Source organism: Nonomuraea jiangxiensis (assembly GCF_900099965.1).
GTDB lineage: Bacteria > Actinomycetota > Actinomycetes > Streptosporangiales > Streptosporangiaceae > Nonomuraea > Nonomuraea jiangxiensis.
In genome coordinates this window covers 19,448-45,566 of the sequence record NZ_FNDJ01000031.1, presented here as the reverse complement: position 1 = coordinate 45,566, position 26,119 = coordinate 19,448, and the positions used below count along the sequence as shown (strand labels likewise).

The following is a 26,119-nucleotide window of genomic DNA, read 5'->3' as shown; positions in this document are numbered from 1 at the left end:
ATGGCACATGTGATCAAGAGCGACGACGAGGCCGTCGAGGTGGCGCGCGAGCTGGCCCGCGACTTCGCCCGCGGGGCGGCGCGGCGCGATGCCGAGCGGATCCTGCCGGTGGCCGAGATCGAGGCGCTGTCGGAGAGCGGTCTGCTCGGCATCACCGTGCCGGCCGGGCACGGCGGCGCGGGCGTGCGCACGGCGACGCTCGGCGCCGTCATCAGGGAGCTGTCCGCGGCCGACGGCAGTATCGGGCAGATCCCGCAGAACCACTTCTGGTACGTCGACTCCATAAGGGAGCACGGCACCCCCGAGCAGCAGGCGTTCTTCTACGCCGAGGTGCTCCGCGGCCGCCGGCTCGGCAACGCCGCCGTGGACGCCCGCGGCCCCGGCGGCGCCCGCGAGCGCGCCCGGCTCCGGCCGCACGACGGGGGCTTCCTCATCTCGGGACACAAGATCTATTCGACCGGGGCGCTGTTCGCCCACTGGATTCCGGTGATCGCGCTGGACGCCGACGACCTGCACCACACCGCGTTCGTGCCGCGCGACGCGCCCGGCCTGACGGTCGTGGACGACTGGGACGGCATCGGCCAGCGCACGACGGCCAGCGGGACGGTGCTGCTGGAGGACGTGTACGTGCCCGCCGACCGGGTGATGCCGGGCCGGCGGGACGGGCTCGGCACGTTCCGCAGCTTCGGCCTGCTCATCCACGCCGCCATCGACACCGGCATCGCCGAAGGGGCGCTCGCCGAGGCCGCCGCCTTCCTGCGCGGTTACACCAAGGGCGGGTGGCCGGGCAACGAGGCCGCCCGGGTGGTCGAGGACCCCGTGGTCGTCCAGCGCTTCGGCGAGCTGGCCGTGCTCACCCGGGCCGCCAGGGCGCTGCTGGAGAGCGCGGGCGACGCCATCGACCGGGCCCGCGCCACCCCCACCGAGGAGCTGATCGACGAGGCCGCCGTCGCGATGGCCGCCGCCCGCGCCCAGGCCGACCGGGCGGCGCTCCGGGTGACGAGCGAATGGTACGAGCTCGCCGGGGCCAGCGCCGCCCTGCGCTCGCTCAACCTCGACCGCCACTGGCGCAACGCCCGCACGCACACCGTCCACGATCCCCGCCGCGCCAAGGTGCACGACGTCGGCGACTACCACCTCAACGGCATCGCCCCCAGGAGCCATCCCCGATGAGCCGCCTCATCCACTTCAACCTGTTCGAGATGAACTGCGTGGGCCACATCCAGCACGGCCTGTGGACCCACCCCGCCAACAACCGCCACCGCTACACCGACCTCGACTACTGGACCGACCTGGCCCGACTCCTCGAACGCGGCCTGTTCGACGCCGTCTTCCTGGCCGACGTGGTCGGCGCCTACGACCGCTACCGCGGCGGGCCGGAGACCGCGATCCGGGAGGCCGTGCAGATCCCGGCCAACGACCCGCTGCTGGTGGTGCCGGCGATGGCGGCGGTGACGCGGCATCTGGGGTTCGCGGTGACGTTCTCCACCACGTACGAGCCGCCGTTCGCGCACGCCCGCCGCATGTCCACCCTCGACCACCTCACCAAGGGCCGGGTGGCGTGGAACGTCGTCACCTCCTATCTGCGCAGCGCCGCCCGCAACTTCGGGCTGGACGACGAGATCGAGCACGACCTGCGGTACGAGATCGCCGAGGAGTACCTGGAGGTCCTCTACAAGTTGTGGGAGGGCAGCTGGGAGGACGACGCCGTGGTGCGCGACCGGGAACGCGCCGTCTACGCCGACCCGGCCAAGGTGCACGCCATCGACCACGACGGCAAGCACTTCAGGGTGGCCGGGCCGCACCTGTCGGAGCCGTCGCCGCAACGTACCCCGGTCATCTACCAGGCCGGGAACTCCGAGCGCGGCAAGGACTTCGCCGCCCGGCACGCCGAGGCCGTCTTCACCGGCGCGCCCTCCCTGGAGGCGCTCCGCGACGAGATCGCCGACCTGCGGCGGCGCGCGGCCGCGCAGGGCCGCGATCCGGACCACGTGAAGGTATTCCCGGGGGCGTCGGTCATCGTGGGCAGGACCCAGGCGGAGGCCGAGGCCAAGGTGGCCGACCTGCAGCGGCACATCAGGCCGGAGGGGTTCCTGGCGCAGCGGGGGAGCGGCATCGACCTGGCGGCCTACGATCCGGAGGAGCTGATCGACGACATCGTGGCCCGCGGCGGCGACTTCACCGAGCGGGCCGTGCGCCCGCTGGTCGGGCGCGGGTTGCGAGTACGCGACGTGCTGGCGTCGGTCGGCAGGATCGGCGGGGGCGCGCTCTTCGCGGCCGGCACGCCGGAGCGGGTGGCCGACGAGATCGAGCGCTGGACGGACGAGACCGGCGCCAGCGGCTTCAATCTCATGCAGTACCTGTCCCCGGGGACGGTGGAGGACTTCGTCGAGCTGGTGGTGCCCGAACTGCAGCGCCGGGGCCGCTACCGCACACGGTACGCCGACTCGACCCTGCGCGAGCGGCTGCTCGGCCCCGGCATCCACCGCCTCCCGCCCACTCACCCCGGGGCCGCGTACCGGAAGGGGTGACGACGGCGGGACCCTAGATACCCTATTGATTGTGTAGGGATTATGGGTAATCGTGGAGTGACCACCCCGTGACCGAGGAGATCCGATGAGTGTCACCGACGAACTGCTGGTCAACGCCGAGCGCTACGCCGCCTCCTTCGACCAGGGCCACCTGCCGCTGCCGCCCGCCAAGGGCGTGGCCGTCCTCGCCTGCATGGACGCCCGGCTCAACGTCTACGGCCTGCTGGGGCTCCGCGAGGGCGACGCCCACGTCATCCGCAACGCCGGCGGCGTCGTCACCGCCGACGAGCGGCGCAGCCTGGCCATCAGCCAGAGACTGCTGGGCACCCGGGAGATCATTCTCATCCACCACACCGACTGCGGCATGCTCACCTTCACCGACGACGCCTTCAAGGAGGGCATCCGCGCGGAGACCGGCATCAAGCCGGACTGGTCCGCCGAGGCGTTCGCCGACCTGGAGGAGGACGTTGTGCAGTCGGTGGCCCGCATCAAGGCCGATCCGTTCATCCCCCACCGCGACGCCGTCCGCGGGTTCATCTACGAAGTCGAAACCGGCCGCCTGCGGGAGGTCAAGGCGTAACGCCCGTCCCTGGACCGCCCGGCGCCGGCTGTCAATACCTATTCAATTGGTAGGTTAAATGGGTAAGATGGCTGATCGGATCAAGGGAGGGCGGCATGGGCGTAGGGGTCCCGCGGTTTCTCATGAGTCTTGTGGGTGTCCTCGCCCTGCTGCTGGGCGGCGTCGCCTGCGGCGGCGAAGCGTCGCAGGCCGCCGGGGGCGACCAGGCGCTGCGGGTGGGATACCAGCGCTTCGGCGGGCTGGCCCTGGTCAAGGCGCGCGGCGCGGCCCCGCAGGTGGCGTGGTCGCTGTTCGAGAGCGGGCCGGCGGTGACCGAGGCGCTCAAGGCCGGGGCGATCGACATCGGGATCACCGGTGAGGCGCCGCCGATCTTCGCGGCGGCGGGGAAGACCGACTTCAGGATCATCAGCACGTCCGCCGAGGTGCCGCAGGGCGAGGCCGTACTGGTCAAGGAGAGCAGCGGCATCAAGACGTTCAAGGACCTGAAGGGCAGGTCGATCGCGCTCAACAAGGGGTCGAACGTCAACTGGCTGCTCGTACGCCTGCTGGAGACGAACGGGATGTCGATCGACGACGTGAGCGTCAAGTATCTCAAGCCGGCGGAAGGGCGCCCGGCGTTCGACAACGGCCAGGTCGACGCGTGGATCATCTGGGATCCGTACTTCGCGCTGGCCGAGCAGCCGGGCGTCAAGGTGCTCGCCGACGCGACCGGCCTCGCGGGCAACCGGGAGTACGTGCTCGCCTCGCCGGCCGCGCTGACGGAGAAGTCCGCGCAGATCAAGCAGTTCCTGCAGAAATACCGCGAGGTGACCGACTGGGGCATCGCCCACCCCGACGACCGGGCCCGCGCCCTCGCCCCGGAGCTGAACATCCCCGAGGACGTCGCCAAGCGAGCCCTGGCCCGCAGCGCCAAACCCGTCGCCCCGGTGACGCCCGCGATCGGCGCGGAGTTGCAGCACATCGCCGACGGCTTCGCCTCGCTGGCGCTCATCCCCGGCAAGGTCGACATCGCCGCGCGCATCGACGACAGGTTCAGCGAGGTCCTGCGGTGACATCGACGCAGGTACGGGCCCCGCAGGCGGAGGCCGGCCGGACCCGGCCGCCGCGGGGCTCCCGGCGGCCGGGCTCCACCCGCTGGCGCCGGATCATCACGCCGCTGCTCATCGTCGCCCTGTGGGAGGGGGCGTCGCGGGCCGGGATACTGCCGCCGGAGAAGTTGTCGGCGCCCAGCGACGTGCTGGCCGCGGGCTGGCGGCTGGCGGCCGACGGCACGCTCTGGCGGCATCTGCTCGACTCGCTGACCCGGGCCGTCATCGGCCTGGCCATCGGCGGCGGCCTCGGGCTCGCACTCGGGTCGGTCGCCGGGCTCCTGCGGCTCGGCGACGACCTCGTCGACCCTCCGGTCCAGATGGCACGGATGCTGCCGCACCTCGGCCTGGTCCCGCTGCTGCTCATCTGGGTCGGCATCGGGGAGCCGCTGAAGATCTCGCTGGTCGCGCTGGGGGCCTTCTTCCCGATCTACCTCAACACCTACAGCGGCATCCGCAACATCGACGAGCGGCTGGTGGAGGCCGCGCGGACCTGCGGCCTCTCCGCTCCCGCCCGGCTGTTCCACGTCGTCCTGCCGGGCGCGCTGCCGTCGCTGTTCCTCGGCCTGCGCCTCGCGTTCGGCGCGGGATGGCTCAGCCTGGTGGTCGGCGAGCAGGTCAACGCCCAGAGCGGGCTCGGGTTCATGATGATGGAGGCCCGCGAGTTCGCTCAGACCGACGTCGTCGTCCTGGGACTGCTCATCTACGCCATGCTCGGCCTGCTGTCCGACCTGGCCCTGCGTACGGCGGAAGGGAGGGCCCTGGCATGGCGGCGCGGCCTCAAGGCGAGCTGAGTCACCCCACGGCGGCGGACACGGCGGCGGACACGGCGGCGGACACGGCGGCGGATGCGGTGGTCAGCGCCGTGGGAATCGTGCGGCGGTTCGGGGACGCGGTCGTCCTCGACGGCGTCGATCTGCGGATCCGCCGGGGTGAGGTGGTCGCGCTGCTCGGCGCCAGCGGCTCGGGCAAGAGCACGCTGCTGCGCGTCCTGGCGGGGCTCGACTCCGAGGCGGACGGCGAGGTGAGCACCAACGGGCGTACCGCGGTGGTGTTCCAGGAACACCGCCTGCTGCCGTGGAAGCGGGTCGCCGGCAACATCGCACTCGGCCTGCGCGGACCCGGCGTGCCCCAGCGTACGGCCGCGGCCCTGGCGGAGGTCGGCCTCGCGGACCGGGGGCGCGCCTGGCCCTCGGAGCTTTCCGGCGGCCAGGCCCAGCGGGTGGCGCTGGCCCGCGCGCTCGTCCGCGAGCCCGACTTCCTGCTGCTCGACGAGCCCTTCGCCGCCCTCGACGCGCTCAACCGGCTCAGGATGCAGGCGCTCTTCTTCCGCCTACGCGGCGAACACGACTTCGCCGCCCTCCTGGTCACGCACGACGTGAACGAGGCGCTGCTGCTGGCCGACCGCACCCTCGTACTGGAGGACGGGCGCATCGCCGAGGACAACCCTGTCACGCTTCCTCACCCACGGGCGCAGGACGACCCCGGCTTCGGAGCCCTACGCCGCCATCTGCTCACCCGCCTCCGCGTCCCCACGAGCCCGGACCAATCCTGACGGCGAAACCTCAGCGCTCCCCTTCGGCCGGGGGACAGGGGCGGAACAGGCGGTGCAGGGCGGTGTGGACCCGCAAGGTGAAGGCGGCGGCGCTGTGGGGGCCGATGAAGGGGCGGCGGCCACCGCTGGTGAGACCCTCGATGGTGGCGATCTCGGCGCCCGGGTGGCACAGCACGTCCGGGCCGGGAAGGTTGGCGAGCAGGATCTCGTCGCTGTCGGTGTCGGCATCGGCCGGATGCGCGCCGGGGCGGACCCGGTGGAGTCGGTTGCTCAGGTCGAGCCGGTAGACGCCCGAGGGGTGGCCGGGGCCGATGCGGGACGGAGCCTGGTGGGTGAGACGGGCCTTGACGGAGTACGGGCCGCCCGCCCTGCCGGACTGCGCGATGGTGTCCTGGTTGAACTCCTCCGGATCGCCCAGCCAGGTCACCTGCCCGCCGAGCATCACGGCCAGGTGGGCGACGATGAAGGGCGGCAGGCCGCGTAGCTGCTGGTTGACGGCGGACACTTCGGTGGTGCCCTGGTCGCGCCAGTTGATCTCGTTCAGGTAGACCCGCTGGTCGGGGGTCAGGATGGCGTCCAGGTTGAACAGTCCGGCTATGCGGTAGCGCCGCCATGCCCAGTCCGCGATGCGTTCGGCGCACTCGATGATCAGCGCGACGGCGTCGGCGGGCCACGGCCGCGACCAGTCGTCACCCGCGCACCTGGCCGGACCGGTGCCCAGCTCGGTGACCCCCACCGACCTGTGAGAGGGCCGGTCCACGTAGACGCGGACGCCGTCGCCGGCCGGGATGCTGAGCACGGTGATGTTCGATGACCAGCCGTCGACGAACGCGGCCACTCGATAGGGGCCGAGCAGCTGGGCGGCCCGGGGCAGGTCCTCCTCGCCGGAGACGATCACCGTTCCGCGTCCGCCCGAGGTCACCCCGGCCTGGACCACCACCGTGGTGGTGCCGACGGCGCTGCGCAGTTCGGCCAGTGCGGGCAGGCGCTCGACGTGCACGCAGGGAATGCGTACGGCGGCGGGGACGCCCGCCGCGCGCAGCAGCTCGTCGAAGACGTGCTTGGCCTCGATCGCGTTCCCCAAGGCGCCGTCGATGGCCGCGATGGTGCTGTGCGCGCCCGCGAGTTGCCGCAGGTGGGCGGTCGTGTCCCAGGCTGTGATGACGGGCGGTTGATCCAGCGTGACCAGCCGGCGTTCCGCGTCGTGCCGTACCCTCGCCAGCCATCCGTGCCGCTCGGCCCGCGATCTCACCTGGGTACGGTTCTCGGCCGCGAGGCTCGCACCGGGCATGGCCGGGGTCCAGGCCGGGTAGCAGCCGATGCTCAGCGTGGGGCGCAGCGGCTCGATGGCGGCCGGTCCGGTGTAGCCGGTCCGCAGCGAGGTGGTGAACGGTTCGGCGGTGACGAGCGGGCGGCCGGCCAGCAGCCGTTGCAGTTCCTTGGCCGCCGCGTCCAGGCGTCCCGCGTCCATGTCGGGAGAGCTCATCATGCGGCCCGCCGGGACGGCGCCGGGACGGTGGGCGCGATCTCGAACGGGGCCAACGGGCGTCGCCGGCGCGGCGGCGTCCAGGTGGGGGATGGGGTGGGCTGGCCCCGCTCGTCGAGGAGGTGGGCGAGCTCCCCGACCAGCATGATCTTGCCAGGCAGACCGACTCCATCGACCGGAATGCGCATGGTTCCCTCCGCGTACTCGGCTTGTGGCTTGAGCCATATGGTTACGGTTTGTGCTATTGACGGTGCGCTGGGGCGCGGCGCATCGTCGAGGGGAACGCGATGTGAAGCGATGTGAAGATGGCCCCCCGACGCACGCGCCCGATCGCCAACCGGGCTCTCGCTACGGTGATCGAGCAGGCTGGTTGGACACACGCCGCTACTGCGGAGCACGTCAACGCGGTCGCCGCCGAGACGCCCGATCCCGTGTACTACGACCGCTCAGCGATCGGACATTGGTTGAACGGGACCATCCCGCGTACGGAGGGTATAAACGCGGCTGTTGAGGCGTTTCGCCGCCGCCTCAACCGACCGGACCTGACTCCAGGAGACCTGGGATGGCCGGACACCTCCATCACCTGGTCCACCGATGACCCCTGGCAGGGCGATCCGGTCGCTCGGCTGGCCGCGCTGGGGGAGGACGACATGCTCAATCGCCGGGCAGTGCTGACCGCGAGCGCGTTCACCCTCGCGGCGCTGACCGGCTTGTCGGCCGGGGGAGAGGAGCCCCCGCCGCGGACCCGGCGAGGGGGCGCCGCCGACGTCGGCCGCATCCGCTCCACCACGCGGGCGTTCGCCGATCTGGACGATCAGTACGGCGGCGGTCACGCGCGCCCTGCCGTGGCCGCCTACCTGGTACGCGACGTCACCCCGTTGTTACACGGCACCAGCGGTCGAGCCCGCCCGGACCTGTTCCGTGCCGCCGCCGAACTGACCTACCTCGCCGCGTACATGGCGATGGACGCCGGGCAGCACGCGCTGGCCCAGCGCTACTACATCAGCTCCGTGCGCCTGGCCGAAGAGGCGGGCGATCTCACGTTGCGCGCGACCGGCCTGCGCAGCATGGCGGTGCAGGCGACGGAGCTCGGTCACGATCGCGAGGCGCTCGCGCTCTCCGAGGCCGCCGCGTCCTCGCTGCGGGGCTACGGCCCCCTCCGCACGCTGGCCTGGGTCACCGGTATGCAGGCCGAGGCGCAGGCGGCCAACGGCAGCCGGTGGGACGCGTTCACGCTGCTCCGCCATACGGAGAAGCAGCTGGAACGTGCCGATTCGCTGCCGGAGTCGGAGTGGACCGGCAACTACCGGCGCGAGAGCTTCGAGCACCAGACCGGGCTGGCCCTCACCCAGCTCGGCGACCATGCCACCGCCGCACGTCACTACGCCGCCTCCATGGACGCGCGACGCCCGGTCGAGGGACGGACCCGCGCGCTGATCGGCCTGCGGGCGGCCCACGCTTATGTCCTTGCCAAGGACATCGAACAGGCCGCCGTCACCGTCCTGAACCTCGGAGGCGATATCGGGGCCATCTCATCGGCGCGAGTGCGCAACCAGCTCCGCGAACTGCGCGCTGCCTGGCAGCCCTACCGCGCGAACAAGCTGGTCGCCGAAGCCGACCGCCTGCTCGTCGCCGGGTGATCCGGTGGCGTCCATGAACGACTCGGTCGGTGTATCAGCTGATCAGCTCAGCATCGACCACCCGGTCGTCCAGGACGGCCGCGGAGAAACGCCTACCGGGCAACGACCGCAGGTCCACCCCGAGTTGCAGGGCGAGGGCGGCCGCGGGCACACATACGGGGTCATCGGCGGGATGGTGGGCCGTGACGACCTCGGCCTGCGTGCCGTACAGCATCAGGACGCGCGCCTCGACGCGCTCGGGCAGCTCTTCCACGGACTGCCCGGCACCGGGCCCGCCCGCCCATCGGTCCTCGTGATCGGGTGTCAACGCCACGGCGGGCTCCCCCTCGTCGTCTCGGCCTGAACGCCAGCACTTCCAGCGTGCCGGGCGCCGGCCGTGGCGACCACGGCTGCCGCTCCTTCTTAAGCTCGGCTTGAGATATACCGCCGAGGAGCGGTGATCAAGCGCTAACCCTGGCCGCGACGAGGTGGGCTGCTGATCGGCTACGGCGTGCCGTCGCCGATCACCAGCCCCTGCTCACGGCCGCGGCCCCCAGGACTCGGGGACCGCGAGACGCGTCATCAGCGGACGCGGATGAAGACCGGGTTGGAGTAGAACCAGAGGTCCTCCCACGGGCTCTCCAGGCCGTCGGCCTGCGGCTCCATCTCGTCGGTGGAGGTGCCGCGCACCCGCAGGTAGCTGTCGGCGCCCACGTCGCGCAGGGTGTACTTGATGACGTAGTCCTGGCCCTGGCGGCGCCAGTCGCGCTCGCCGAAGCGGGCGACGACCTTGGTGGTGGGGTTGGTGTCGGCGTCCAGGTTGGCGCTGACACCGGTGACCTGGCCGACGATCAGGTCGACGCGCCGCACCTCCGGACGGTCGCCGTTGCCGTTCTCGCCCTCCAGCGGCCGGAAACGGATCTCCACGTCGACGTCGTTGCGGTTGCGGCTGCTGACCACGAGCGTCTCGCTGACCGTGGCCTTGCGGCCCTGGCTGCTGGCGGTGACGTCGAGGGCGGTGATCAGGTCACCGGTGGTGACGAAGATCCGGCCGTTGCGCAGGGCGTCCATGATGTCGTCGTAGTCCTGGCGCGCCGCCACGTACGTCTTGCTGTACTCGCCCGGCCAGAAGTCCGAGCCGCCGCGGGTCCAGTGCACGTGCGAGTCGGAGGTCGCGGTGATCCACCAGTGCCGGCCCTCGCCGAGCAGGGAGTCCCACAGGCCGCCGACCCGGGCGGTCATCTGGTCGAAGCCGCCGTAGGTGGGGTGGTTGCCGTAGCCGCCGCGCGCGCCGCCGTTCAGCGGGCCCGCCTGGTGACCCGGCGCGCCCTCGAAGCCGACGTAGACGTCGGGGGCCGCGTTGTTGCCGTTGCGGAACTCGCGTGGGGTGTCCTGGCCCCACACACCCAGCCCGGTCGCCGACCGCGCCGCGTGGTGGGCGATGACCAGCGGCTTGCGCGGCATGTCGCGGGCGGTCCTGAGGAACTCCACCATCTTGGCCTCGGTGTCGCGGCCCGGGTCGCTGGGGAAGGCGTCCAGCTTGGCGAAGCGGCTCTCCAGCTCGAACAGCTGCTGCGCCTCGTCGCTGTGGTGCGGGATCATCAGGGTGTGGTGGTCCAGCTTCGGCGCGTCGAACTCCATGCCCCAGAACTGCAGCACCTCGGGCACGAGTACGCGCGAGCGCAGCAGGTCGGGGTAGGCCTGCTCCAGGTTGACCTTCGAGTGTGTCGGGCCGCCGTGGTCGGTGCACATCGCCCAGGTCAGACCGAAATACTTGGCCATGATCGCGTTGGTGACGATCGGGTAGACCGCGTCGGCGCCCTTGTGGAAGGTCGGCGGGTTGGTCTTGGTGTCGAACTCGCCGCTGTATTCGGAGTGGATGTGGTGGTCGCCCGCGCGCCACATCCGGCCGTTGTTACCGCCGTTGCCGCCGAACTTGCGGTCGTCATCGGCCTGCGCCGGGGTGCCGCCCACCAAGGGGGCCGCGGCGGCCAGCGTCGCGCCGACACCGGCGTACTTGACCAGCCGACGCCGGGAAAGCCCGGAGAGCTCAGACTCTTCGGCCTTCTTGTTCCTCACGGTGATGCCTTTCCTACTTCAAGTTGGGGTGCCAACCGGCAAGCTTCAAAGAGATCGACTAACGCTGTGTGAACGGTGATCGGCGGGACGCGGAACACTTGATCAATGCCGTCGTGGGCGAAATGCCGGAGAGCAGGGCCTACGACAGTCGAGGGACCGGTCTGCAGCATCATGGAGGGATGCACCACCGCCACCCGCGAACCGCCGCACGCTCCAGCAGCGTGACGCTCCGACTGCTCGCTCTCCTCGCGCTCGTCGCCGCCCTCGTGACGGTCACGTCCACCGCGGCACATGCCTGTAAGTGCGCGGAAATGACGCCGGCGGCGGCGGTGGCCAACGCCAAGGCGGTCTTCACGGGCACCGCCACGGCAGCCCGGGTGACCGAGTCCGGCCCGGTCGGCGCGCGGGCCGTCTACACCTTCCGCGCGGACAACGTCTACAAGGGCACCCCGGCCGCCCGGTACACCGTCACCACCAACGTCGATAGCGCTGCCTGCGGATATTCCTTTACCAAGGGCACGCGCTACCTCGTGTTCGCCACCTCCGGCACCGGGATCGTCCCGGAAGCCGGCCTGTCCTCGGGCTCCTGCGCCGGCAACCGGCCGGTCGCGCCGGGCACCGGCCCGCTGCGGCCCACCGAGGAGGGGCCACCCGGCCAGGCCGGTCCGGCGGGCCCGGTCGACGCCGCACTCGTCGCCGCCCTGGGCAGCCCCACGAGGGTGAGCGCGATGTCACCACAAGGCGTCCAGGCCCAACCCGCGCGGGCGACCGCGACGAGCCTCGACTGGCGCTGGACCGCCACGGGCGCGGCACTCGTCGCGTTGATCCTGATCGCCGGACTGACCCTGATCATCCGCCGACGCCGAGCCGCTCGGCAGAGCTGACCCCCTGCTCCGCCGCCGCTTCGAGGCGAGGGCCGGCCGGGCGCGCGGGCCGATGGCCTGTACGAGGACCCGCAGGGCATGGCGCTCACGCTGACGGCGCCGGCCCGGCGGGCGTCGGCAGGGGAAGTTCTGCGGGTGCGGGACAAGCCTTGCCCGGGACATGACCTGCGGGCCGCCATCCGGGGGAAGGACTCCGAAGGCATGGTCGGCTCTGGGGACTGCGGGGCGGTGGACGGTGAAGGATCGCGAGCTGGATGCCTGCCGGGTGCCGCGGGTGCGGCGGCGTGACGTGCTGGCGCTGCCCGCGGCGTTGGCGGGCGGGCTGGCGGTGGCCGGCTGCGCCGGCGGCATAGGAGCGATGACCGGGCCCATGTCACCGACGGGAACGCCGACGGGAACGCCGACGGGTTCACCTACTGAGGGCAGGACGGAGGAGGAGGTTCCCGTCACTCCGCCGGAGGACCTGATGCGGGAGCACGGGGTGCTCAAGCGGATCCTGCTCATCTACCGCGAGGGCATCCGGCGGATCGAGGCAGGGGAGCCGGTGCCGGCCCGGGAGCTGAACGCCGGGGCGCGCCTCATCCGCAGCTTCATCGAGGAGTACCACGAGCGGCTGGAGGAGCGGTACGTCTTCCCGCCCCTCGTCCAGGCCGGCAAGCTGACCGACGTGGTGCCCGTACTGGTGCGGCAGCACCAGCGCGGTCGCGTCGTGACCGGCCGCATCATCGACGCCACCGGCACCCCGGCGGCCGGCCCCACCGGCACCGGGTCGCCCGCCCCGGGGCGGCAGCGCCTGGTCGCCGACATGACGGCGTTCATCCGCATGTACGAGCCGCACGAGGCCCGCGAGGACACCGTCGTCTTCCCGGCCCTGCGCGACGTCGTGCCGCCCAGGCGGTTCCTGGAGATGGCCGAGATCTTCGAGGACGAGGAGCACCGCCGCTTCGGCCAGGCAGGCTTCACCGGCGTGGTCAACCAGGTCGCCGACATCGAGAAGGCCCTGGGCATCTACGACCTGGCCCAGTTCACCCCGCGGGGATGAGAGCCGCCGCGTGGCGGCGTTGACCCGGGCGGCGCCCGGCCGGTTCCGTGCTCTGGCAGGATGACGGCATGCATGTCGGCCGTCCGGTGGTCCGCGCACTGCGCGCCGCGGTCTTCACGGCCGTCTGCCTCCTGGCCTCGGCTGCCCTCCACCTGTTCGTCGGCGGTGCCGCGATCGGGCCGGGGTCGCTCGTCCTGGCAGCGGCGACGACCTGGGCGGGCGCCTACGCGCTCGGCTACCGCCAGTGCGGCTGGCCCGAGCTGCTGGCCCTGTGCGGAGTCTCCCAGTACGGCCTGCACCAGCTGTTCGCCGCCGACGAACCACCCTTCGTGCCGGTGGGCCACGGACACGGCACCGGGCCGGGCATGCTGCTCATCCATGTCATGGTGGCGCTGGGTTCGAGCTGGTGGTTGGCGCGGGGCGAGCTGGCACTGGCCGCGCTGCTCCACCTGGGCGCCGTACGCATGGGCCGCTGGTGGCGCCTGCTGGCGACCGCGCTGTCCGTACTGGTGGCCTGCGTACCGGTCACCGCGCACCCCGGCCCGGCGCCGGGCCCGCCGGAGACGGCGCGGCGTGTCCCGGCCCTGCTGACCCGGACGGCGCCGCGCCGCGGCCCGCCCGCGCGGCGGCGGTTCCGCGGCTGATCGCGCCACGGACAGAACCTCTTCCCCGTCGCACCTGCCCGCGTTCTCCACGCCGGACGTGCTCATCGCCGTGCTGGCGACCCAGCGGGTGCCGCACCTTTCACCCGGTACGCCACCGGGTCCGACATTCTTCGGAGTCCCGCATTGACTCACGTGCCCACTCTCATACGCCGCGCCGCGGCGACGACGGCCGTCACCGCGCTGGTCCTGCTCCTGACCGCTCCGGCGGCACTGGCGCATGACCGGCTCAAGTCGAGCTCACCCGCCGACAAAGCCAAGATCGAGCGATTGGAGACCATCGAGCTCGAGTTCACCGCCCGCATGACCAGGCCCACCGTCCTGCTGGAGGATTCGGACGGCGAGCCCGTTCCGGTCGGCGAGCCGCGCCTGAAGGGCGTCAAGGTGTTCGCCGATCCGGAGGAGGAGCTGGAGCCGGGCCGCTACCGGATCGCCTGGCGGGTGGTGTCCTCCGACGGCCATCCCATCCAGGGCGAGCTGCGTTTCACCGTCACCGAACCCAAGGTGACGTCATCCCCCAGTACGGCTGAGGCCGCCCCCACGACCTCCGAGACACCGGCCTCCCCATCACCGACCGCCCCGGCCTCCGCCGAGACACCTCCCTCCCCGGCCGCGGCGGCGCCGGTTGCGAGCGAGGAAGGGGCCAGCGTGCCCGGCTGGATCTGGATCGCCGTCGGAGCGCTCGTGCTCGGGGGCGTGGCCATCTTCGTCGGCGGCCGGCGCAGGAGCCGCGACCCCGGCGGCGCGTAGCCGCGGCATCCAGTCCGCGGGTGGCGACCGCTCCCCCTGGTGCGGCCGGCGCGAGCCGTACCAGGGGAAGCCCTCCCGTCAGGTGGCCGCGGCCACCTGACCGCCGGCGGGCAGCCGGCCACGCCGGTCCAGCCGCCTGACGGCCGCCGCGGAGGCCAGCCCCGCCACGGCCAGCAGCACCCACGGCAGACCGGCGGCGCCGGCGGAGCGGGCCACGTCGACCAGGGCGCCCGACAGCAGGTTCGCGGCCAGGATGCCCAGGCCCGACAGCAGGTTGTACAACCCGTAGTAGGTGCCGATCAGCCGGTCTCCCGCCATGTCGGCGATGGTCGCCATCTCGAACGGGAACGCGACCAGCGTCCCCACGGTGAGCAGGAAGACGCAGGCGGCCACGGACAGGATTCCCCACGGCGCGGCCACGGGCAGGTGGGCGACCACGGCCGGTGGCAGGAAGGCCACCCCCATCAGGGCGAGGCCGCGGCTGATCGCCTGACCCCGGCTCCACCGGGAGGAGCACCAGGCGGTCAGCCTCACCTGGCCGGCGATGCCGAGCAGCGCCGAGATCGCGTACAGGGCCGCCACCTCCGCCTCGCCGCCGCCGAGGCGTTGCACGTCGAGCGGCAGGGCCAGGTACATCTGGAAGGACAGCGCGTAGGAGGCGATCATCGCCGCGGCGAAGGAGACGAACGCCCGGTCGCCGAACGCCTGCCGCCAATCGCGCAGCACCGGCCGATCGGCCGGCACGGGACCGCGCCGCGCCGGCAGGCACAGGCCCTGTAGGACGGTGAGCACCGCGAAGATCGCCGCGGCGGACAGGCACACGGCGGTGAACCCGGCCTTCAGCAGGACGATGCCGAGCAGCGGGCCGAGCAGGATGCCGCCCTGGTAGAACACGTTGAACACGGCGAACGCCGCCACCTTGCGCTCGCCCGCCGCGACGGCCAGATAGGCGCGCGCCGCCGGATTGAACAGCGCCCCCGCGAACCCTGTCACGACCGCGGCCACGACCAGCAGCGGCAGCGAGGAGGTCAGGCCGAACAGGGCGAACCCGGCCGTCCGCAGCGCGCACCCGAGCATGATCATCGGCTTGTAGCCGAGCCGGTCCGCCAGGGTGCCGCCGATCAGGAACATGCCCTGCTGGCTCATGTTCCGCAGGCCCAGGACCAGTCCGATGGTCCAGGCGGCCAGGCCCGCGCCGGCCGACAACTGCTGGGCGAGGTAGGGCATGAGCATGTAGAAGCCGAGGTTGATGCCCGCCTGGTTGACCTGCAGGAGCCGGATCGGCCGGTCGAAGGAGCGGAACTGCCGCAGCGTACCCCTCACCGCGCACCTGCCAGCGGGTCCATCACGTCGGTACAGCGCGTCCAGCGGTGCACCTCGCGCTCCGCCGGTACGTACAGCCGGTCCGGTTCGTCGGCCGGGACCGTGCCGAGCAGGCCGTTGGCGTGGCAGTAGTCGTCGTCGAAGATGGTGTTCCAGTAGCGCCACGGCCCGTCGGGAAAGATCGCGACGATGGTCCGGCCCGGGTCGGTACGGGCCAGCCAGCGGGCCACCAGGGCGACGGCGCCGGTGCTCCAGCCCCCCGAGACGTAGTGGCGGGTGGCGAGTGCGCGGCAGGCCCAGACCGCTTCGGCGGCGCCGACCCAGTGCACCTCGCTGAAGGCGTCGTAGGCGACGTTGCGCGGATGGATGCTGGAGCCGAGGCCGCGCATCAGCCGGGTCCGGGCCGGCTGGCCGAAGATGGTCGAGCCCACGGTGTCCACGCCGACCAGTTGCAGATCGGGGAAGTGGCGGCGCAGCACGCCGTGGATGCCCGCGCTGTGCCCGCCGGTGCCGACCGAGCACACGAGGGTGTCGATGTGGGGGAGCCGGCTCAGCAGTTCGTGGGCCAGCCCGGCGTAGGCGTCGACGTTGTCGGGGTTGTTGTACTGGTCGGGGCAGTACGAGCCGGGGATCTCGGCCAGCAGCCGCCGCACACGTTCACGGCGGGCCTGCTGCCAGCCGCCGACCGGATGCGGCTCGGCGACGATCTCCAGGCGGACGCCGTAGGCGGCGAGCAGCCGGCGCATGAGCGGCTCCATCCCCGGGTCGCCCACCAGCACGACCGGGTGGCCGAACACGATGCCGGCCAGGGCCAGGCCGAGCCCGAGAGTGCCGCTGGTGGACTCGACGATGGTCGCGCCCGGCGCCAGCTCGCCCCGGGCGCGGGCCTGGCGCACCATGTGCAGGGCGGGCCGGTCCTTGATGCCGCCGGGGTTGAAGCCTTCGAGCTTGGCCCAGAACCCTCCTCCTCCCGGTACGAGCGGTTCGGAAACGAAGGCCAGCGGCGTGTTGCCGACCGTGAGGGAAAGCGCGGAATATCCGATGGATGGCGCCTCGTTCGGGCGCGCGAAAGTTACTGGTGATGACATTTGATGAATCCCCGAAGTGAAGGACGCAATTTCCGGCATGACGGAACAGCCGCGAAACTGAGCGGACATGGGACGACGAATAGACGTCGCGCGTCCTATATGCGCATCACACAGAGATTTTTCGGGCAGGGCGCGTCAAGCCGGGCGCTGCCCGTCAGCTCGGACGGGGTCCCGGCGGCCATCGCCGGTGCGGAGCCGAGCACCGGCGCCGGCATGGCCACGGCCGACGACGTACCGGTCGGAGTGATCGCCCCGCAGTCCTGCTCGGTCCCGTGATGGTGCCGTTCGGGCAGGTTGCGATGCGGGCAGTACGCGCCGTGAACGGCCGGTTCGAGACCGCCGTGCTCCAGGTGGACGCCGTGCGCCGCCGACTCCGACAACTCCACGGCCGCGCATGCGCCGCCGTGCGCGAACACCACCCCGACCACCGCGAACAGCGCCAGCGCCACGTGCGCCAGCAGCCGGCCGGCAACGGAGGCGGCCGGACGGCGTGACCGGATGGTTCGCGTCGTGAGCATCACTGGCGATAATGCCCGCAACGCCGCCGGACGCGCCCGGCGAAATCCAAGGTTCCGGCAAAGCTCGTGTCGCCGTTTCCCATGGGGACCTGGGGGCCCGCGCATATCCTGCGGGCCGGGCCGTCCGACACACGGGAAATGAACGCCGCGCGGAATGCCGATGTGGGCCACACTGGCATTCGCGCGTTCCGAATGATTTCAGGCGGTGTCCTTTTATGACCCTTTCCCGACGCCAGGTCGTCGCCGGCTTCGGCGCGCTGGCCGCCGGTCCCGCGGTGGCCGAGGCCGTACCGGCTGTGCCCGGCGGGGTCACCGCCGAGGGGTTGGCGCGGGACGAGAGTCACTGGGCCGCCGTCGCCCGGCAGTTCCGGGTGAGCCCGGACTTCGTCAACCTGGAGAACGGCTACTACGGGGTCATGCCGGAGCCGGTGCGGCGGGCCTACCACCGCAATGTCGACCGCCTCAACGAGTACAGCTCCCACCTGCTGCGCACCACGTACAAGGCCGAGGCCGACCAGGTCCGTGACCGCATCGCCGGCGTGCTCGGCGTCGCCAGGGACGAGATCGCCCTCACGCGCGGCGGCACGGAGGCCCTGCAGAACCTCGTCACCGGATACGCCCGCCTGCGTCCCGGCGACCACGTCATGTACGCCGATCTCGACTATCACAGCGGCCAGTACGCCATGAACTGGCTGAAATCCCGGCGCGGCGTACAGGTCGTGCGCATCGTCATCCCCGAGCCCGCCACCCGCCAGGCGGTGCTGGACACCTACGAGCGCGCGCTGCGCGAGCACCCCAAGGTGAAGCTGCTCCTGCTCAGCCACATGAACAACCGCACCGGCCTGGTCGTCCCCGTGCGCCCGATCGTGTCCATGGCCCGCGCGCGGGGCGTCGACGTGATCGTGGACGCCGCCCACTCCTGGGGGCAGCTCGACTTCACCCTCCCCGACCTCGACGCCGACTTCGCCGTCTTCTCCCTGCACAAATGGATGGGCGTGCCGCTGGGAGCCGGGTTCCTCTACGTCCGCAGACACCGCCTGGCCGACGTCGACCTCCGCTACGCCGACGAGACCTATCCCGCCACCGACATCCGCTCCCGCGTCCACTCCGGCACCACGAACGTCGCCCCCTTCCTCACCGTGGAGGCCGCCCTGGACTTCCACGAGGCGCTCACCGCCGGTGCAAAGCAGGCCCGCCTGCGACACCTGCGCGACCGCTGGGTCCACCAGTTGCGCGACGTACCGAACCTGGAGGTCCTCACGCCGGACGAGCCCGGCATGTACGGCGCCATCACCGCCTTCCGGATCCGCGGGCGGACCACGGAGGCCGACAACACCGCCATCGCCGACCGCCTCATGAACGAGCACCGGATCTTCACCGTCGCCCGCACGGGCATGACCGGCGGCGACGCCGTCCGCGTCACACCGGCCCTCTACACCTCGACGCAGGACATCGATCGGCTCGCGGCCGCCCTGCGCGACCTCTGCCGGCAGGCCCGGAACGCCTGACCCGCCATCCGGGCCGGCGGCCCGCCGGCGGAGGCGAACGGGGTGCGGCCGCGGAGCCGGGTCAGGTCGCCACGACGAGTGCCCGTGGTGCGGCCTGCTTCATCCGGGTGCGCAGCCACAGGAGCTGGATGGCGGTCTCCGTCTCACAACGGGCGACCACCCCGGCCGGCTTCTCGTCGCGGGCACCCTGGGCGGCCTGCCCGATCAGGGTCCACGTGACGTCGCACTCGGCCGCCATGAGATACAGGTCGTGCAGGTCCCGCAGCAGGCCGAGCCCGCCCGCACGGGTGCCGTCGAAGAGGGCCGAGTGCAGTCTCCGCGGCTCGTCGGGGGCGTCCTCGGCGTAGCGTTCGACGAACGGCGCCAGCCGGCCCACGTGATCGTCGCACCGTTCGGCCAGGCGACGGCAGATGTGGAACACGTCCGCTTCGTCCCGGTGGTCGGCCGCGACGTCGCGCAGGGCGCCGGCGAGTTCGCGTTCCGAGCGGTGCAGCAGCCCGAGGTAGTGGGCGAGGAACACGGCTCATCCTTCCATCCTGGTCAGCCGGACCGCGGTGACCTTGTAGCGGGGTTGTTCGGACACCGGGTCCCAGCCGGTGGCCGTGACCTCGTTCGCGGCGTGGGGGAGCGCCCTCGGCGAGGTCCCAGCGCGCGGGCGTCGAGCGGGTTGATCTCCACCCAGGAGTCGGGCGCGGCGCCGGCTCGTCGTGGCACTCGCGGAGGTCGCCAAGACCCTGCCCGACGCGGGCGTCCACACGCGCCTGGTGGACGGCCCCCTGTTGCCCCAGAGGTGGTAAGGGACGAAGGTCAGCTTCGCGACGACGTTGTAGAGGGTGCGCTCGATGAGGTCGGCGTAGCGCGGTTCGCCGGTCGCGCCGCTCGACGGTCCGGTCGAACTGGGCCGCCAGGTGCTCCAGCAGCGCCTGGTCCCCGGTCTCCGCCGCGACGTCGATCGCGCCCACGCGGTGAGATGGAGCGCGCGGACGGCGTGGCCGACGAGCACGGGCGCGTCCCGGACGGGGTCGGACACTCGCGCATCGGCGCGGACGGCAGAGGGAGGGCTTGATCTCTCGCCACGATGGAACTCATCGGATAACTTGACAAGGGTTCGGCGAACTCCGGCAACCTTGACGAGGAGGATCATGCCAGTAAGCTGCGGTGATTGTGCCGAACCATTGGTCGGCAGGCACATCTTGTCAGCGGTCAGTTGAGAAGTTGTCTGATATGTGTGATCGTCCTAGGGGTGGAACGGCCCAACCCATGGCAGGGCACCGGAGACACCGGCTCCGTAATGCCGAACCGGCAGGGGACGCGATGGACGACGGGAAAGCGCCACGGACCGAGTCGCGGACCGCGGGCGTGGTGCGGCACCTGGAGGAGCTCATCTTCGGTGGCGAGCTGGAGCCGGGTCAGTTCCTGCCGTCGGAGGGCGAGCTGGCGACGACGATGGGGGTCAGCCGGCTGACCGTGCGGGAGGGCGTACGCACGCTGCAGGCCCGTGGCCTGCTCGAAGTACGGCACGGTCGTCGTCCCGCCGTCGCCCACCCCAACGCGGCTCCGCTGAGCGAGTTCTTCGCCGCCTCCCTGCGCCGGGACCCGCGTAACCTGCTCGAACTCGTCGAGGTGCGGCTCGCCCTGGAGGTGCACGCCGCGACGCTCGCGGCGCAGCACGCCACGCGCACCGCGCTGACCTCGCTCGACCTGGCCTTCGACACGATGAGCCAGGCGAAGGACGAGGAGGCGTTCAACCAGGCGGACGTGGGTTTCCATGCCGTGCTCGCCGCGGCCGGCGGCAACCAGATGATCAGCTTCCTGATCGAGGCCATGGATGAGCCCATGCGTCAGAGCCGGTTGCGCAGCCTCCGCGGGCATCTCGCCCGAGGGCGCACGATGGACGACATCATGGACGAGCACGCCCGGATCCTGGCCGCGGTCCGCGACCGGGACGCCCGGGGCGCCGCCGAGGCCATGCGTGAGCATCTCGTCCAGACCCGCATGGACCTGCGGGCGTTCCTGGCCCTGCCCACGAGCGACGCCGACGACTGAGACAGGCGTCGGCCCCGATGCCGTACCGATTGCACCGCTTACCTCCGGGCGGACGGGCCGCGCGGCCCCCTGCCCGGACCTATGGAGGCACTGTGAAGATCACCGAAGTCGCCACTACTGTCGTCGGCACCCCCTGGCGGGAGTTGACGTTCGTCGAACTCATCACCGATGACGGGCTCCGCGGCCTCGGCGAAGCGAGGATGCTGAACAAGACCGACACCCTGCCGGCGTGCATCGAGGAGATGTCGCGGCGCTACGTGATCGGCAGCGACCCGTTCGATCTGCAGCGGTTGGCGTGGCGGTTCACCTGGGAGGAGTACGGCCGGGCCGGTGAGGTCACGCAGACCGCCCTGGCCACCATCGACATGGCGTGCCACGACCTGATGGGGCAGCACCTGGGCGTGCCGGTCCACCAGCTGCTCGGCGGCCGGTTCCGGGAACGCACTCCCGCCTACGCGAACGGCTGGTACCAGGGGGACCGGGAGCCCGCCGCGATCGCCCGGCCGGCCGCCGAGGTGGTGTCCCGGGGCTACCGCGGGCTGAAGATCGACCCGTTCGGCGCGGCCACCGCCGAGTTGTCAAGCGCGAGCCTCCGGACGGCGTGCGACATCCTCGGCGCCGTCCGCGAGGCGGTCGGCCCCGACGTCGAGCTCATGGTGGAGATGCACGGGCGGTTCACCGCGGCGACCGCGGCCCGGGTCGCCCGGGCCATCGAGCGGTTCGAGCCAGCGTGGATCGAGGAGCCGGTCCCGCCGCACGACGCGCCGGGCCTGCGCCAGGTACGCGCGGCGACGTCGATCCCCATCGCGACCGGTGAGCGCGTGCACGCCGTACCCGAGTACCGCGAGCTGCTGGAGCAGGGCCTCGTGGACATCGTGCAGGCCGACCTCACGCACATCGGCGGCTTCACGGGGCCGCGGAAGCTCGCCGGGTGGGCGGAGTCGTACAACGTGCTCATGGCGCCGCACAACGTCTGCGGTCCGGTGGGAACGGCGGCCAACGTGCACCTCGCCGTCGCGACCCCGAATCACAAGATCCTCGAACACTTCAACGACTTCGCCGACCCGTGGGTCACCGAGCTCGTCCAGGGCGCGCCGGCCGTCGATCCGGCCGACGGCTGCTTCGCGTTGCCCACCGCGCCGGAGCTCGGCGTGCGGCTCGACCACGAGGCGTGTGCCCGCCATCCTCGCACCAACGCGCGCTTCAACCTCGTCCGCGACGGCTGGGAACGCCGTGACGGCGACCCGGTGGTGGCCGCGGCCGCCGCGTCCTCGGCGAGCCAGTCGTGACCGGCACGAGAGGCACGGCCGCCGGCACGGCCGCCGACACGGCCGCCGACACGGCCGCCGGCATGACCGCCGGCTCGGCCGCCGACACGGCCGCCGACACGGCCGCCGGCATGACCGCCGGCTCGGCCGCCGACACGGCCGCCGACACGGCCGCCGGCATGACCGCCGGCTCGGCCGGTATGCCGCGTCCTGCGGAACTGCTGGCCACGCTCGGACTGCCGCCGGGCGACCTGCGCGAGCTGCCGGACTCGCCGGGGCGGTTCCCCGACGGCGCTCAATACCGGGTGGAGATCCCCAGCGTCGAGGGTCCGGCGTGCCTGGCGGCGGTGCTGGCCGCGGCGCGGACGCTCGGCGTGCCGGTCACCCGCGTGTCCCAGGGCACGGGCGTCGGCCTGCTCACGGGCCCCGAGCTGGGCGAGATGGCGGCCCTGGCCGCGGACGCCGGGGTCGAGGTCAGCCTGTTCGCCCGTCCCTGCGCGGGCTGGGACGCCTCCGCGATGGCCCGCAGCCCCGCGGGCATGATCCTGGCACCGGCGGCACGCGGGCAGGACCAGGTCGCGGCGGTGCTGGACGAGATCCTGCGGGCGGCCGAGTACGGGTTCCGCAGCGTGCTCATCGCCGACCTCGGCGTGCTGTCCGTCTTCGGCCGGCTCAGGGCGGCCGGGCACCTGCCACCGGACATGCAGGCCAAGGTCTCGGTGATGCTGCCCGCCGCCAATCCCGAGGCGGCCCGGGTCCTGGAGGACCTGGGCGCCGACAGCCTCAACCTCCCGACCGATCTGACCCTCGCGCAGGTCGCCGCGATCCGCGCCGCCGTCGGCATCCCGCTCGACGTGTACGTGGAGGCCCCCGACAACATCGGCGGATTCGTCCGTCACTACGAGCTGCCCACCCTGGTCCAGGTTGCCGCGCCGGTGCACATCAAGTTCGGCCTGCGGAACGCCCCGGACGTCTACCCGGCCGGGACCCACCTGGAGGCCACCACGGTGGCGCTCAGCCGGGAGCGGGTACGCCGCGCCCGCCTGGGCCTGGATCTGCTGGCACGGCACCGGCCCGACGCCCGGGGCTCGATCCCCGGGGGCGACGGCGCCGAGCTGCGGGTCCCGGTGCCCCCCACGTCCCCGTCCTGACCGGCCGGAGCAGGCCGTTCACCCCCCACCATGACGGCGATCGGCTCCGGGTGGAGCCGGCGCCCGAAGACCGAAGGGCCAGATCGTGACCTCACTCAAGGTTCTGTTCATCGGCGGCAGCGGCATCATCAGCTCCGCCTGCTCCTGGCTGGCCGTGTCCCGCGGCATCGACCTGTCGGTGCTCAACCGTGGCCACACCACGCACCGCCCCCTGCCGCCGGAGGTCACCATCCTGCGCGCCGACATCCGGGACTCCGGTTCCGTCCTGGCCGCGCTCGGCGATCGGGAGTTCGACGCCGTGGTGAACTGGGTGGCGTACACACCTCAGCACGTTCAGGCCGACCTCGACCTGTTCAGCGGTCGGACCGGCCAGTACGTGTTCATCAGCTCCGCGTCGGCGTACCAGACGCCGCCCGGCCGGGTGCCCATCGTGGAGTCGACGCCCCTGCGCAACCCCGTCCTGGAGTATTCGCGCAACAAGATCGCGTGCGAGGACCTGCTCGTGGCGGCCTACCGCGACGACGGCTTCCCGGCCACGATCGTACGGCCGTCGCACACGTACGACCGGACCAGGGTCCCGTTCGACGGCGGCTGGACGGCCATCACCCGGATGCGGCAGGGGAGAGAGGTCGTCGTGCACGGTGACGGAACGTCACTGTGGACGCTCACCCACCACGAGGACTTCGCCCGCGGCCTGGTGCCCCTGCTCGGGCATCCCCAGGCCGTCGGCGACAGCTTCCACATCACCTCCGACGAGATGCTCACCTGGAACCAGATCGCGCAGACGCTTGCGGCGGCGGCCGGTGCGGAGGCGAGGATCGTCCACGTGCCCTCGGAGGCCATCGCGGCGGTGGATCCGGCGTGGGGCGCCGGGCTGCTCGGCGACAAGGCGCACTCCAGGATCTTCGACAACGCGAAGCTCCGCGGCCTGGTGCCCGACTTCACCGCGACCATTCCGTTCCACGTGGGCGCCCGGCAGATCGTAGCCTGGCACGACGAGGATCCCGCGCGGCGGCAGGTGGACCCCCGCCTCGACGCCGTCATGGATCGGCTGATCGCCGCTTACCGGCCCGGCCGGGCGTAGCCGTGACCCGAGCGACTGGAGACGATGACATGGCCGACCTCCGGACCGCATCGCCAGAACATGACCAGTATGAACTGCTGGCGGCTCACGGGTTCGATGAAGCCTTCTTCGGGCTCTGGGTGGAACGGGACCTCGACGAGCTCGCCGGATTGTTGCGCCTGGATCCGCGATCCGGGCGTGACGTGTGCCTGGTCGAGGAAGCGGCCACGATGACGGTCCATGAGAACGACAGTCTCTGGATCGGACCCCACAGTCCTGACTGGTCTGTTGTGATCGGCACCAGCGGCCCGGAAACGGGAGGGTGGTGGCTCAGCTCCGGAAATCGGGGAATGCTGCTGGTCAGTTGGCACCGGGAGATCGATGGCCTCTCCGACCTCGACTATTACCGAGATGGAAACGTGGTCGCGGAAATTCCGGGGTTGCCGTCGGGCGAACTGCTGCCGCCGCAGCTGCTTGAGCCCTATGCCGAAGGGCTTCCCCGGGACGGATATCCGATCGACGGCGAAGAACGGCTGGCGCACGCCTTTCTGACCATCGTGGGACGGATGACAGGCCGCTTCCTCGACGACGACTGGTTCCGCACCCCCGGTCGCGCCTATGGATTTCCTCCGCTGGCCGACACGCACGGCTAGTCAGCGTGCCGCACGGTGAGGGCGGGCCTGGACTGTAACGCGGACAGCCTCGCCGACTGCGTGGAGGCCGTCTGCGTCCTGGACGAGGATCAGGCGTCGGTGCTCAAGCGCCTGCGGTGGGATGCCCCGGCCGAACCGGTCGGGTTGTCGGCGACCGGTGACGACCGGCGGCATACAGAGATCGTGACCGCGCACGCCCGGCGGATGGCCGAGCGGCTGACGGGCAGCGCCGCGACGGCCGAGCAGATCATGCGGGACGCCGAGCGCGCCTACGGCGGCCCGCGGCCGTTCCGGTTGCGGGTGGCGGGCGGCAGGCCGATCCGCCTGCCAGTGCTGAATCCGTGGACGTGTTTGCGTCTGGCCCCGCAGCCGCTGGTGCGCCGCATGTGCAGGCTGACCGAGCGGACGGTGACGGGACCGGGGAAGCGCACCACGCTCGCCGCCGGGCTCGAACTGGTGGAGGCGGAGGTCGGCGACCTGATCCGGTTCGGCGGGGACGTCTTCCTGCCGACCGTTGGCTACCTGTACTGCGGCAAGCTGGTCACCGCGGAACTGGCTGCCGACTCTCGCGGGGCAGGCATGCAGACGTGCCGGCAGGAGGTTTCCTGACAGGAGGTTAGCGCTGGGGGTGTGCCTTGAGGCCGTCGAGGATCAGCCCGAGCATGGGCTGGGATCGGTCTTTCGCCCCGGATGCGGCCCGCCAGAGGGCACCGGTGAGCTGGAGGAAGTCACCGGGGTCCGCGTCGGTGCGGATGGTGCCATCGCGTTTGCCCGCGTCGAGTAGCTGGGTGATGGCCGCGATCACTGGCCCGTAGGTTTGTTCGGTGATCGCCTGGTGTGCTCCAGAGCTGAGCGCGTCGCCGAGGCCGTGTTTCTTACGCATGGCGCTGACCAGGTCGGTGGTCCAGCGTTGTAGTGCCTTCAGCGGCGGCAGCGTGGCGAGTAGTTCTGGCACCGAGCCGATGAGCTGGTCGACCTCGTGTTGGTAGATGGCGAGGACGAGCGCCTCGCGGGTGGGGAAGTTGCGGTACAAGGTGCCGGGACCCACGCCGGCGCGTTGAGCGATCTGGTTCATCGAGGTGTCGCCGCTCTCGGCGAAGGCTTGGCGAGCCGCCTCCAGGATGCGGGCTCGGTTCTCGCGGGCGTCTGAACGAACCATGCCGTCACCCTCCTTGCTATCCGGAGAGGTCTCCACTACCGTAAGTGGAGGCCTCTCCAGAACGAT

28 protein-coding genes are annotated in these 26,119 nt (G+C 71.6%); 18 read left to right on the top strand and 10 right to left on the bottom strand.

Annotated elements, in window-relative coordinates; all coding sequences use genetic code 11:
• The 6 genes from BLS95_RS44265 to BLS95_RS44240 all read left to right on the top strand — a co-directional run bounded on the left by BLS95_RS44265 (position 1) and on the right by BLS95_RS44240 (position 5,754).
• Complete coding sequence (locus tag BLS95_RS44265) at positions 1–1,173, top strand: SfnB family sulfur acquisition oxidoreductase (protein WP_090945612.1); 1,173 nt, start codon at positions 1–3, stop codon at positions 1,171–1,173.
• Positions 1,170–2,531, top strand: a complete 1,362-nt coding sequence (locus BLS95_RS44260) for an LLM class flavin-dependent oxidoreductase (protein ID WP_090945611.1) — start codon at positions 1,170–1,172, stop codon at positions 2,529–2,531. Before BLS95_RS44265 ends, BLS95_RS44260 begins: the two co-directional genes overlap by 4 nt.
• A gap of 85 nt (positions 2,532–2,616) precedes the next feature.
• Entirely contained in the window at positions 2,617–3,111 is a 495-nt protein-coding gene (locus tag BLS95_RS44255) for a beta-class carbonic anhydrase (RefSeq protein WP_090945610.1), read from the top strand.
• A gap of 131 nt (positions 3,112–3,242) precedes the next feature.
• Entirely contained in the window at positions 3,243–4,163 is a 921-nt protein-coding gene (locus tag BLS95_RS44250) for an aliphatic sulfonate ABC transporter substrate-binding protein (protein WP_218136278.1), read from the top strand.
• The gene (locus BLS95_RS44245) at positions 4,160–4,993 is read left to right on the top strand and encodes an ABC transporter permease (protein WP_090945608.1); all 834 of its coding nucleotides are present in this window, start codon (positions 4,160–4,162) and stop codon (positions 4,991–4,993) included. The genes BLS95_RS44250 and BLS95_RS44245 overlap by 4 nt, the downstream gene beginning before the upstream one ends.
• Positions 4,966–5,754: an ABC transporter ATP-binding protein gene (locus tag BLS95_RS44240; protein WP_090945607.1), complete on the top strand. Its 789-nt coding sequence runs from the start codon at positions 4,966–4,968 to the stop codon at positions 5,752–5,754. The genes BLS95_RS44245 and BLS95_RS44240 overlap by 28 nt, the downstream gene beginning before the upstream one ends.
• 10 nt (positions 5,755–5,764) lie before the next feature.
• On the opposite strand, the gene BLS95_RS44235 is transcribed toward BLS95_RS44240, so the two are convergent.
• Together BLS95_RS44235 and BLS95_RS56305 are read right to left on the bottom strand one after the other, a co-directional pair.
• Complete coding sequence (locus BLS95_RS44235) at positions 5,765–7,225, bottom strand: ATP-grasp domain-containing protein (protein WP_090945606.1); 1,461 nt, start codon at positions 7,223–7,225, stop codon at positions 5,765–5,767.
• Positions 7,226–7,239: 14 nt separating this feature from the next.
• Complete coding sequence (locus tag BLS95_RS56305; protein WP_176993713.1) at positions 7,240–7,428, bottom strand: hypothetical protein; 189 nt, start codon at positions 7,426–7,428, stop codon at positions 7,240–7,242.
• Positions 7,429–7,593: 165 nt separating this feature from the next.
• Between BLS95_RS56305 and BLS95_RS44230 the strand changes: the two genes are divergently transcribed.
• The gene (locus tag BLS95_RS44230) at positions 7,594–8,880 is read left to right on the top strand and encodes an NsdA family TPR-like regulatory protein (protein ID WP_245765667.1); all 1,287 of its coding nucleotides are present in this window, start codon (positions 7,594–7,596) and stop codon (positions 8,878–8,880) included.
• Positions 8,881–8,914: 34 nt separating this feature from the next.
• Here BLS95_RS44230 and BLS95_RS44225 read toward each other — a convergent pair whose 3' ends face one another.
• Together BLS95_RS44225 and BLS95_RS44220 are read right to left on the bottom strand one after the other, a co-directional pair.
• A complete protein-coding gene (locus BLS95_RS44225; protein ID WP_090945605.1) occupies positions 8,915–9,193 on the bottom strand; it encodes a hypothetical protein in 279 nt (92 codons plus the stop codon).
• Between the two features lie 248 nt (positions 9,194–9,441).
• Entirely contained in the window at positions 9,442–10,938 is a 1,497-nt protein-coding gene (locus BLS95_RS44220) for a CehA/McbA family metallohydrolase domain-containing protein (RefSeq protein WP_090945604.1), read from the bottom strand.
• A gap of 221 nt (positions 10,939–11,159) precedes the next feature.
• Between BLS95_RS44220 and BLS95_RS44215 the strand changes: the two genes are divergently transcribed.
• The 4 genes from BLS95_RS44215 to BLS95_RS44200 all read left to right on the top strand — a co-directional run bounded on the left by BLS95_RS44215 (position 11,160) and on the right by BLS95_RS44200 (position 14,276).
• Positions 11,160–11,822 (top strand): hypothetical protein, encoded by a 663-nt coding sequence (locus BLS95_RS44215; protein ID WP_143044140.1) that lies wholly within the window; start codon positions 11,160–11,162, stop codon positions 11,820–11,822.
• A 235-nt stretch (positions 11,823–12,057) separates the two neighbouring features.
• Positions 12,058–12,864 carry a hemerythrin domain-containing protein gene (locus BLS95_RS44210; protein WP_245765666.1) on the top strand — a complete coding sequence of 269 codons (807 nt, stop codon included), beginning with the start codon at positions 12,058–12,060 and terminating at the stop codon, positions 12,862–12,864.
• Between the two features lie 68 nt (positions 12,865–12,932).
• Complete coding sequence (locus BLS95_RS44205; RefSeq protein WP_090945601.1) at positions 12,933–13,508, top strand: hypothetical protein; 576 nt, start codon at positions 12,933–12,935, stop codon at positions 13,506–13,508.
• A 153-nt stretch (positions 13,509–13,661) separates the two neighbouring features.
• A complete protein-coding gene (locus tag BLS95_RS44200) occupies positions 13,662–14,276 on the top strand; it encodes a copper resistance CopC family protein (RefSeq protein WP_143044139.1) in 615 nt (204 codons plus the stop codon).
• Between the two features lie 78 nt (positions 14,277–14,354).
• Here the strand turns inward: BLS95_RS44200 and BLS95_RS44195 are convergent, their stop codons facing one another.
• The 3 genes from BLS95_RS44195 to BLS95_RS44185 form a co-directional block, all read right to left on the bottom strand.
• Positions 14,355–15,599 carry an MFS transporter gene (locus BLS95_RS44195; protein ID WP_090945599.1) on the bottom strand — a complete coding sequence of 415 codons (1,245 nt, stop codon included), beginning with the start codon at positions 15,597–15,599 and terminating at the stop codon, positions 14,355–14,357.
• Complete coding sequence (locus BLS95_RS44190; RefSeq protein WP_090945598.1) at positions 15,596–16,687, bottom strand: PLP-dependent cysteine synthase family protein; 1,092 nt, start codon at positions 16,685–16,687, stop codon at positions 15,596–15,598. The genes BLS95_RS44195 and BLS95_RS44190 overlap by 4 nt, the downstream gene beginning before the upstream one ends.
• A 95-nt stretch (positions 16,688–16,782) precedes the next feature.
• On the bottom strand, positions 16,783–17,205 hold the full coding sequence (locus BLS95_RS44185; protein ID WP_090945597.1) for a hypothetical protein: 423 nt from the start codon (positions 17,203–17,205) through the stop codon (positions 16,783–16,785).
• Positions 17,206–17,420: 215 nt separating this feature from the next.
• On the opposite strand from BLS95_RS44185, the gene BLS95_RS44180 reads away from it, so the two are divergent.
• Positions 17,421–18,713, top strand: a complete 1,293-nt coding sequence (locus BLS95_RS44180; RefSeq protein WP_090945596.1) for an aminotransferase class V-fold PLP-dependent enzyme — start codon at positions 17,421–17,423, stop codon at positions 18,711–18,713.
• Positions 18,714–18,774: 61 nt separating this feature from the next.
• Here the strand turns inward: BLS95_RS44180 and BLS95_RS44175 are convergent, their stop codons facing one another.
• Positions 18,775–19,233 (bottom strand): hypothetical protein, encoded by a 459-nt coding sequence (locus BLS95_RS44175; RefSeq protein ID WP_090945595.1) that lies wholly within the window; start codon positions 19,231–19,233, stop codon positions 18,775–18,777.
• 3 nt (positions 19,234–19,236) lie between these two features.
• Complete coding sequence (locus tag BLS95_RS44170; RefSeq protein WP_090945594.1) at positions 19,237–19,743, bottom strand: hypothetical protein; 507 nt, start codon at positions 19,741–19,743, stop codon at positions 19,237–19,239.
• Positions 19,744–20,027: 284 nt separating this feature from the next.
• Here BLS95_RS44170 and BLS95_RS44165 point away from each other — a divergent pair, with 284 nt between their 5' ends.
• From BLS95_RS44165 to BLS95_RS44135, 6 genes are all read left to right on the top strand, one after another.
• The gene (locus tag BLS95_RS44165) at positions 20,028–20,759 is read left to right on the top strand and encodes a FadR/GntR family transcriptional regulator (protein WP_176993712.1); all 732 of its coding nucleotides are present in this window, start codon (positions 20,028–20,030) and stop codon (positions 20,757–20,759) included.
• A gap of 92 nt (positions 20,760–20,851) precedes the next feature.
• Positions 20,852–22,048 (top strand): mandelate racemase/muconate lactonizing enzyme family protein, encoded by a 1,197-nt coding sequence (locus BLS95_RS44160; protein ID WP_090945592.1) that lies wholly within the window; start codon positions 20,852–20,854, stop codon positions 22,046–22,048.
• On the top strand, positions 22,045–23,178 hold the full coding sequence (locus BLS95_RS44155; protein WP_218136277.1) for a U32 family peptidase: 1,134 nt from the start codon (positions 22,045–22,047) through the stop codon (positions 23,176–23,178). The genes BLS95_RS44160 and BLS95_RS44155 overlap by 4 nt, the downstream gene beginning before the upstream one ends.
• An 85-nt stretch (positions 23,179–23,263) precedes the next feature.
• Positions 23,264–24,262 carry an NAD-dependent epimerase/dehydratase family protein gene (locus BLS95_RS44150; protein ID WP_090945591.1) on the top strand — a complete coding sequence of 333 codons (999 nt, stop codon included), beginning with the start codon at positions 23,264–23,266 and terminating at the stop codon, positions 24,260–24,262.
• 29 nt (positions 24,263–24,291) lie between these two features.
• Complete coding sequence (locus BLS95_RS54925) at positions 24,292–24,894, top strand: hypothetical protein (protein WP_143044138.1); 603 nt, start codon at positions 24,292–24,294, stop codon at positions 24,892–24,894.
• Between the two features lie 15 nt (positions 24,895–24,909).
• A complete protein-coding gene (locus BLS95_RS44135; RefSeq protein WP_090945588.1) occupies positions 24,910–25,503 on the top strand; it encodes a hypothetical protein in 594 nt (197 codons plus the stop codon).
• A 7-nt stretch (positions 25,504–25,510) separates the two neighbouring features.
• Here BLS95_RS44135 and BLS95_RS44130 read toward each other — a convergent pair whose 3' ends face one another.
• Complete coding sequence (locus BLS95_RS44130) at positions 25,511–26,053, bottom strand: TetR/AcrR family transcriptional regulator (RefSeq protein ID WP_090945587.1); 543 nt, start codon at positions 26,051–26,053, stop codon at positions 25,511–25,513.
• Positions 26,054–26,119: the final 66 nt, after the last annotated feature.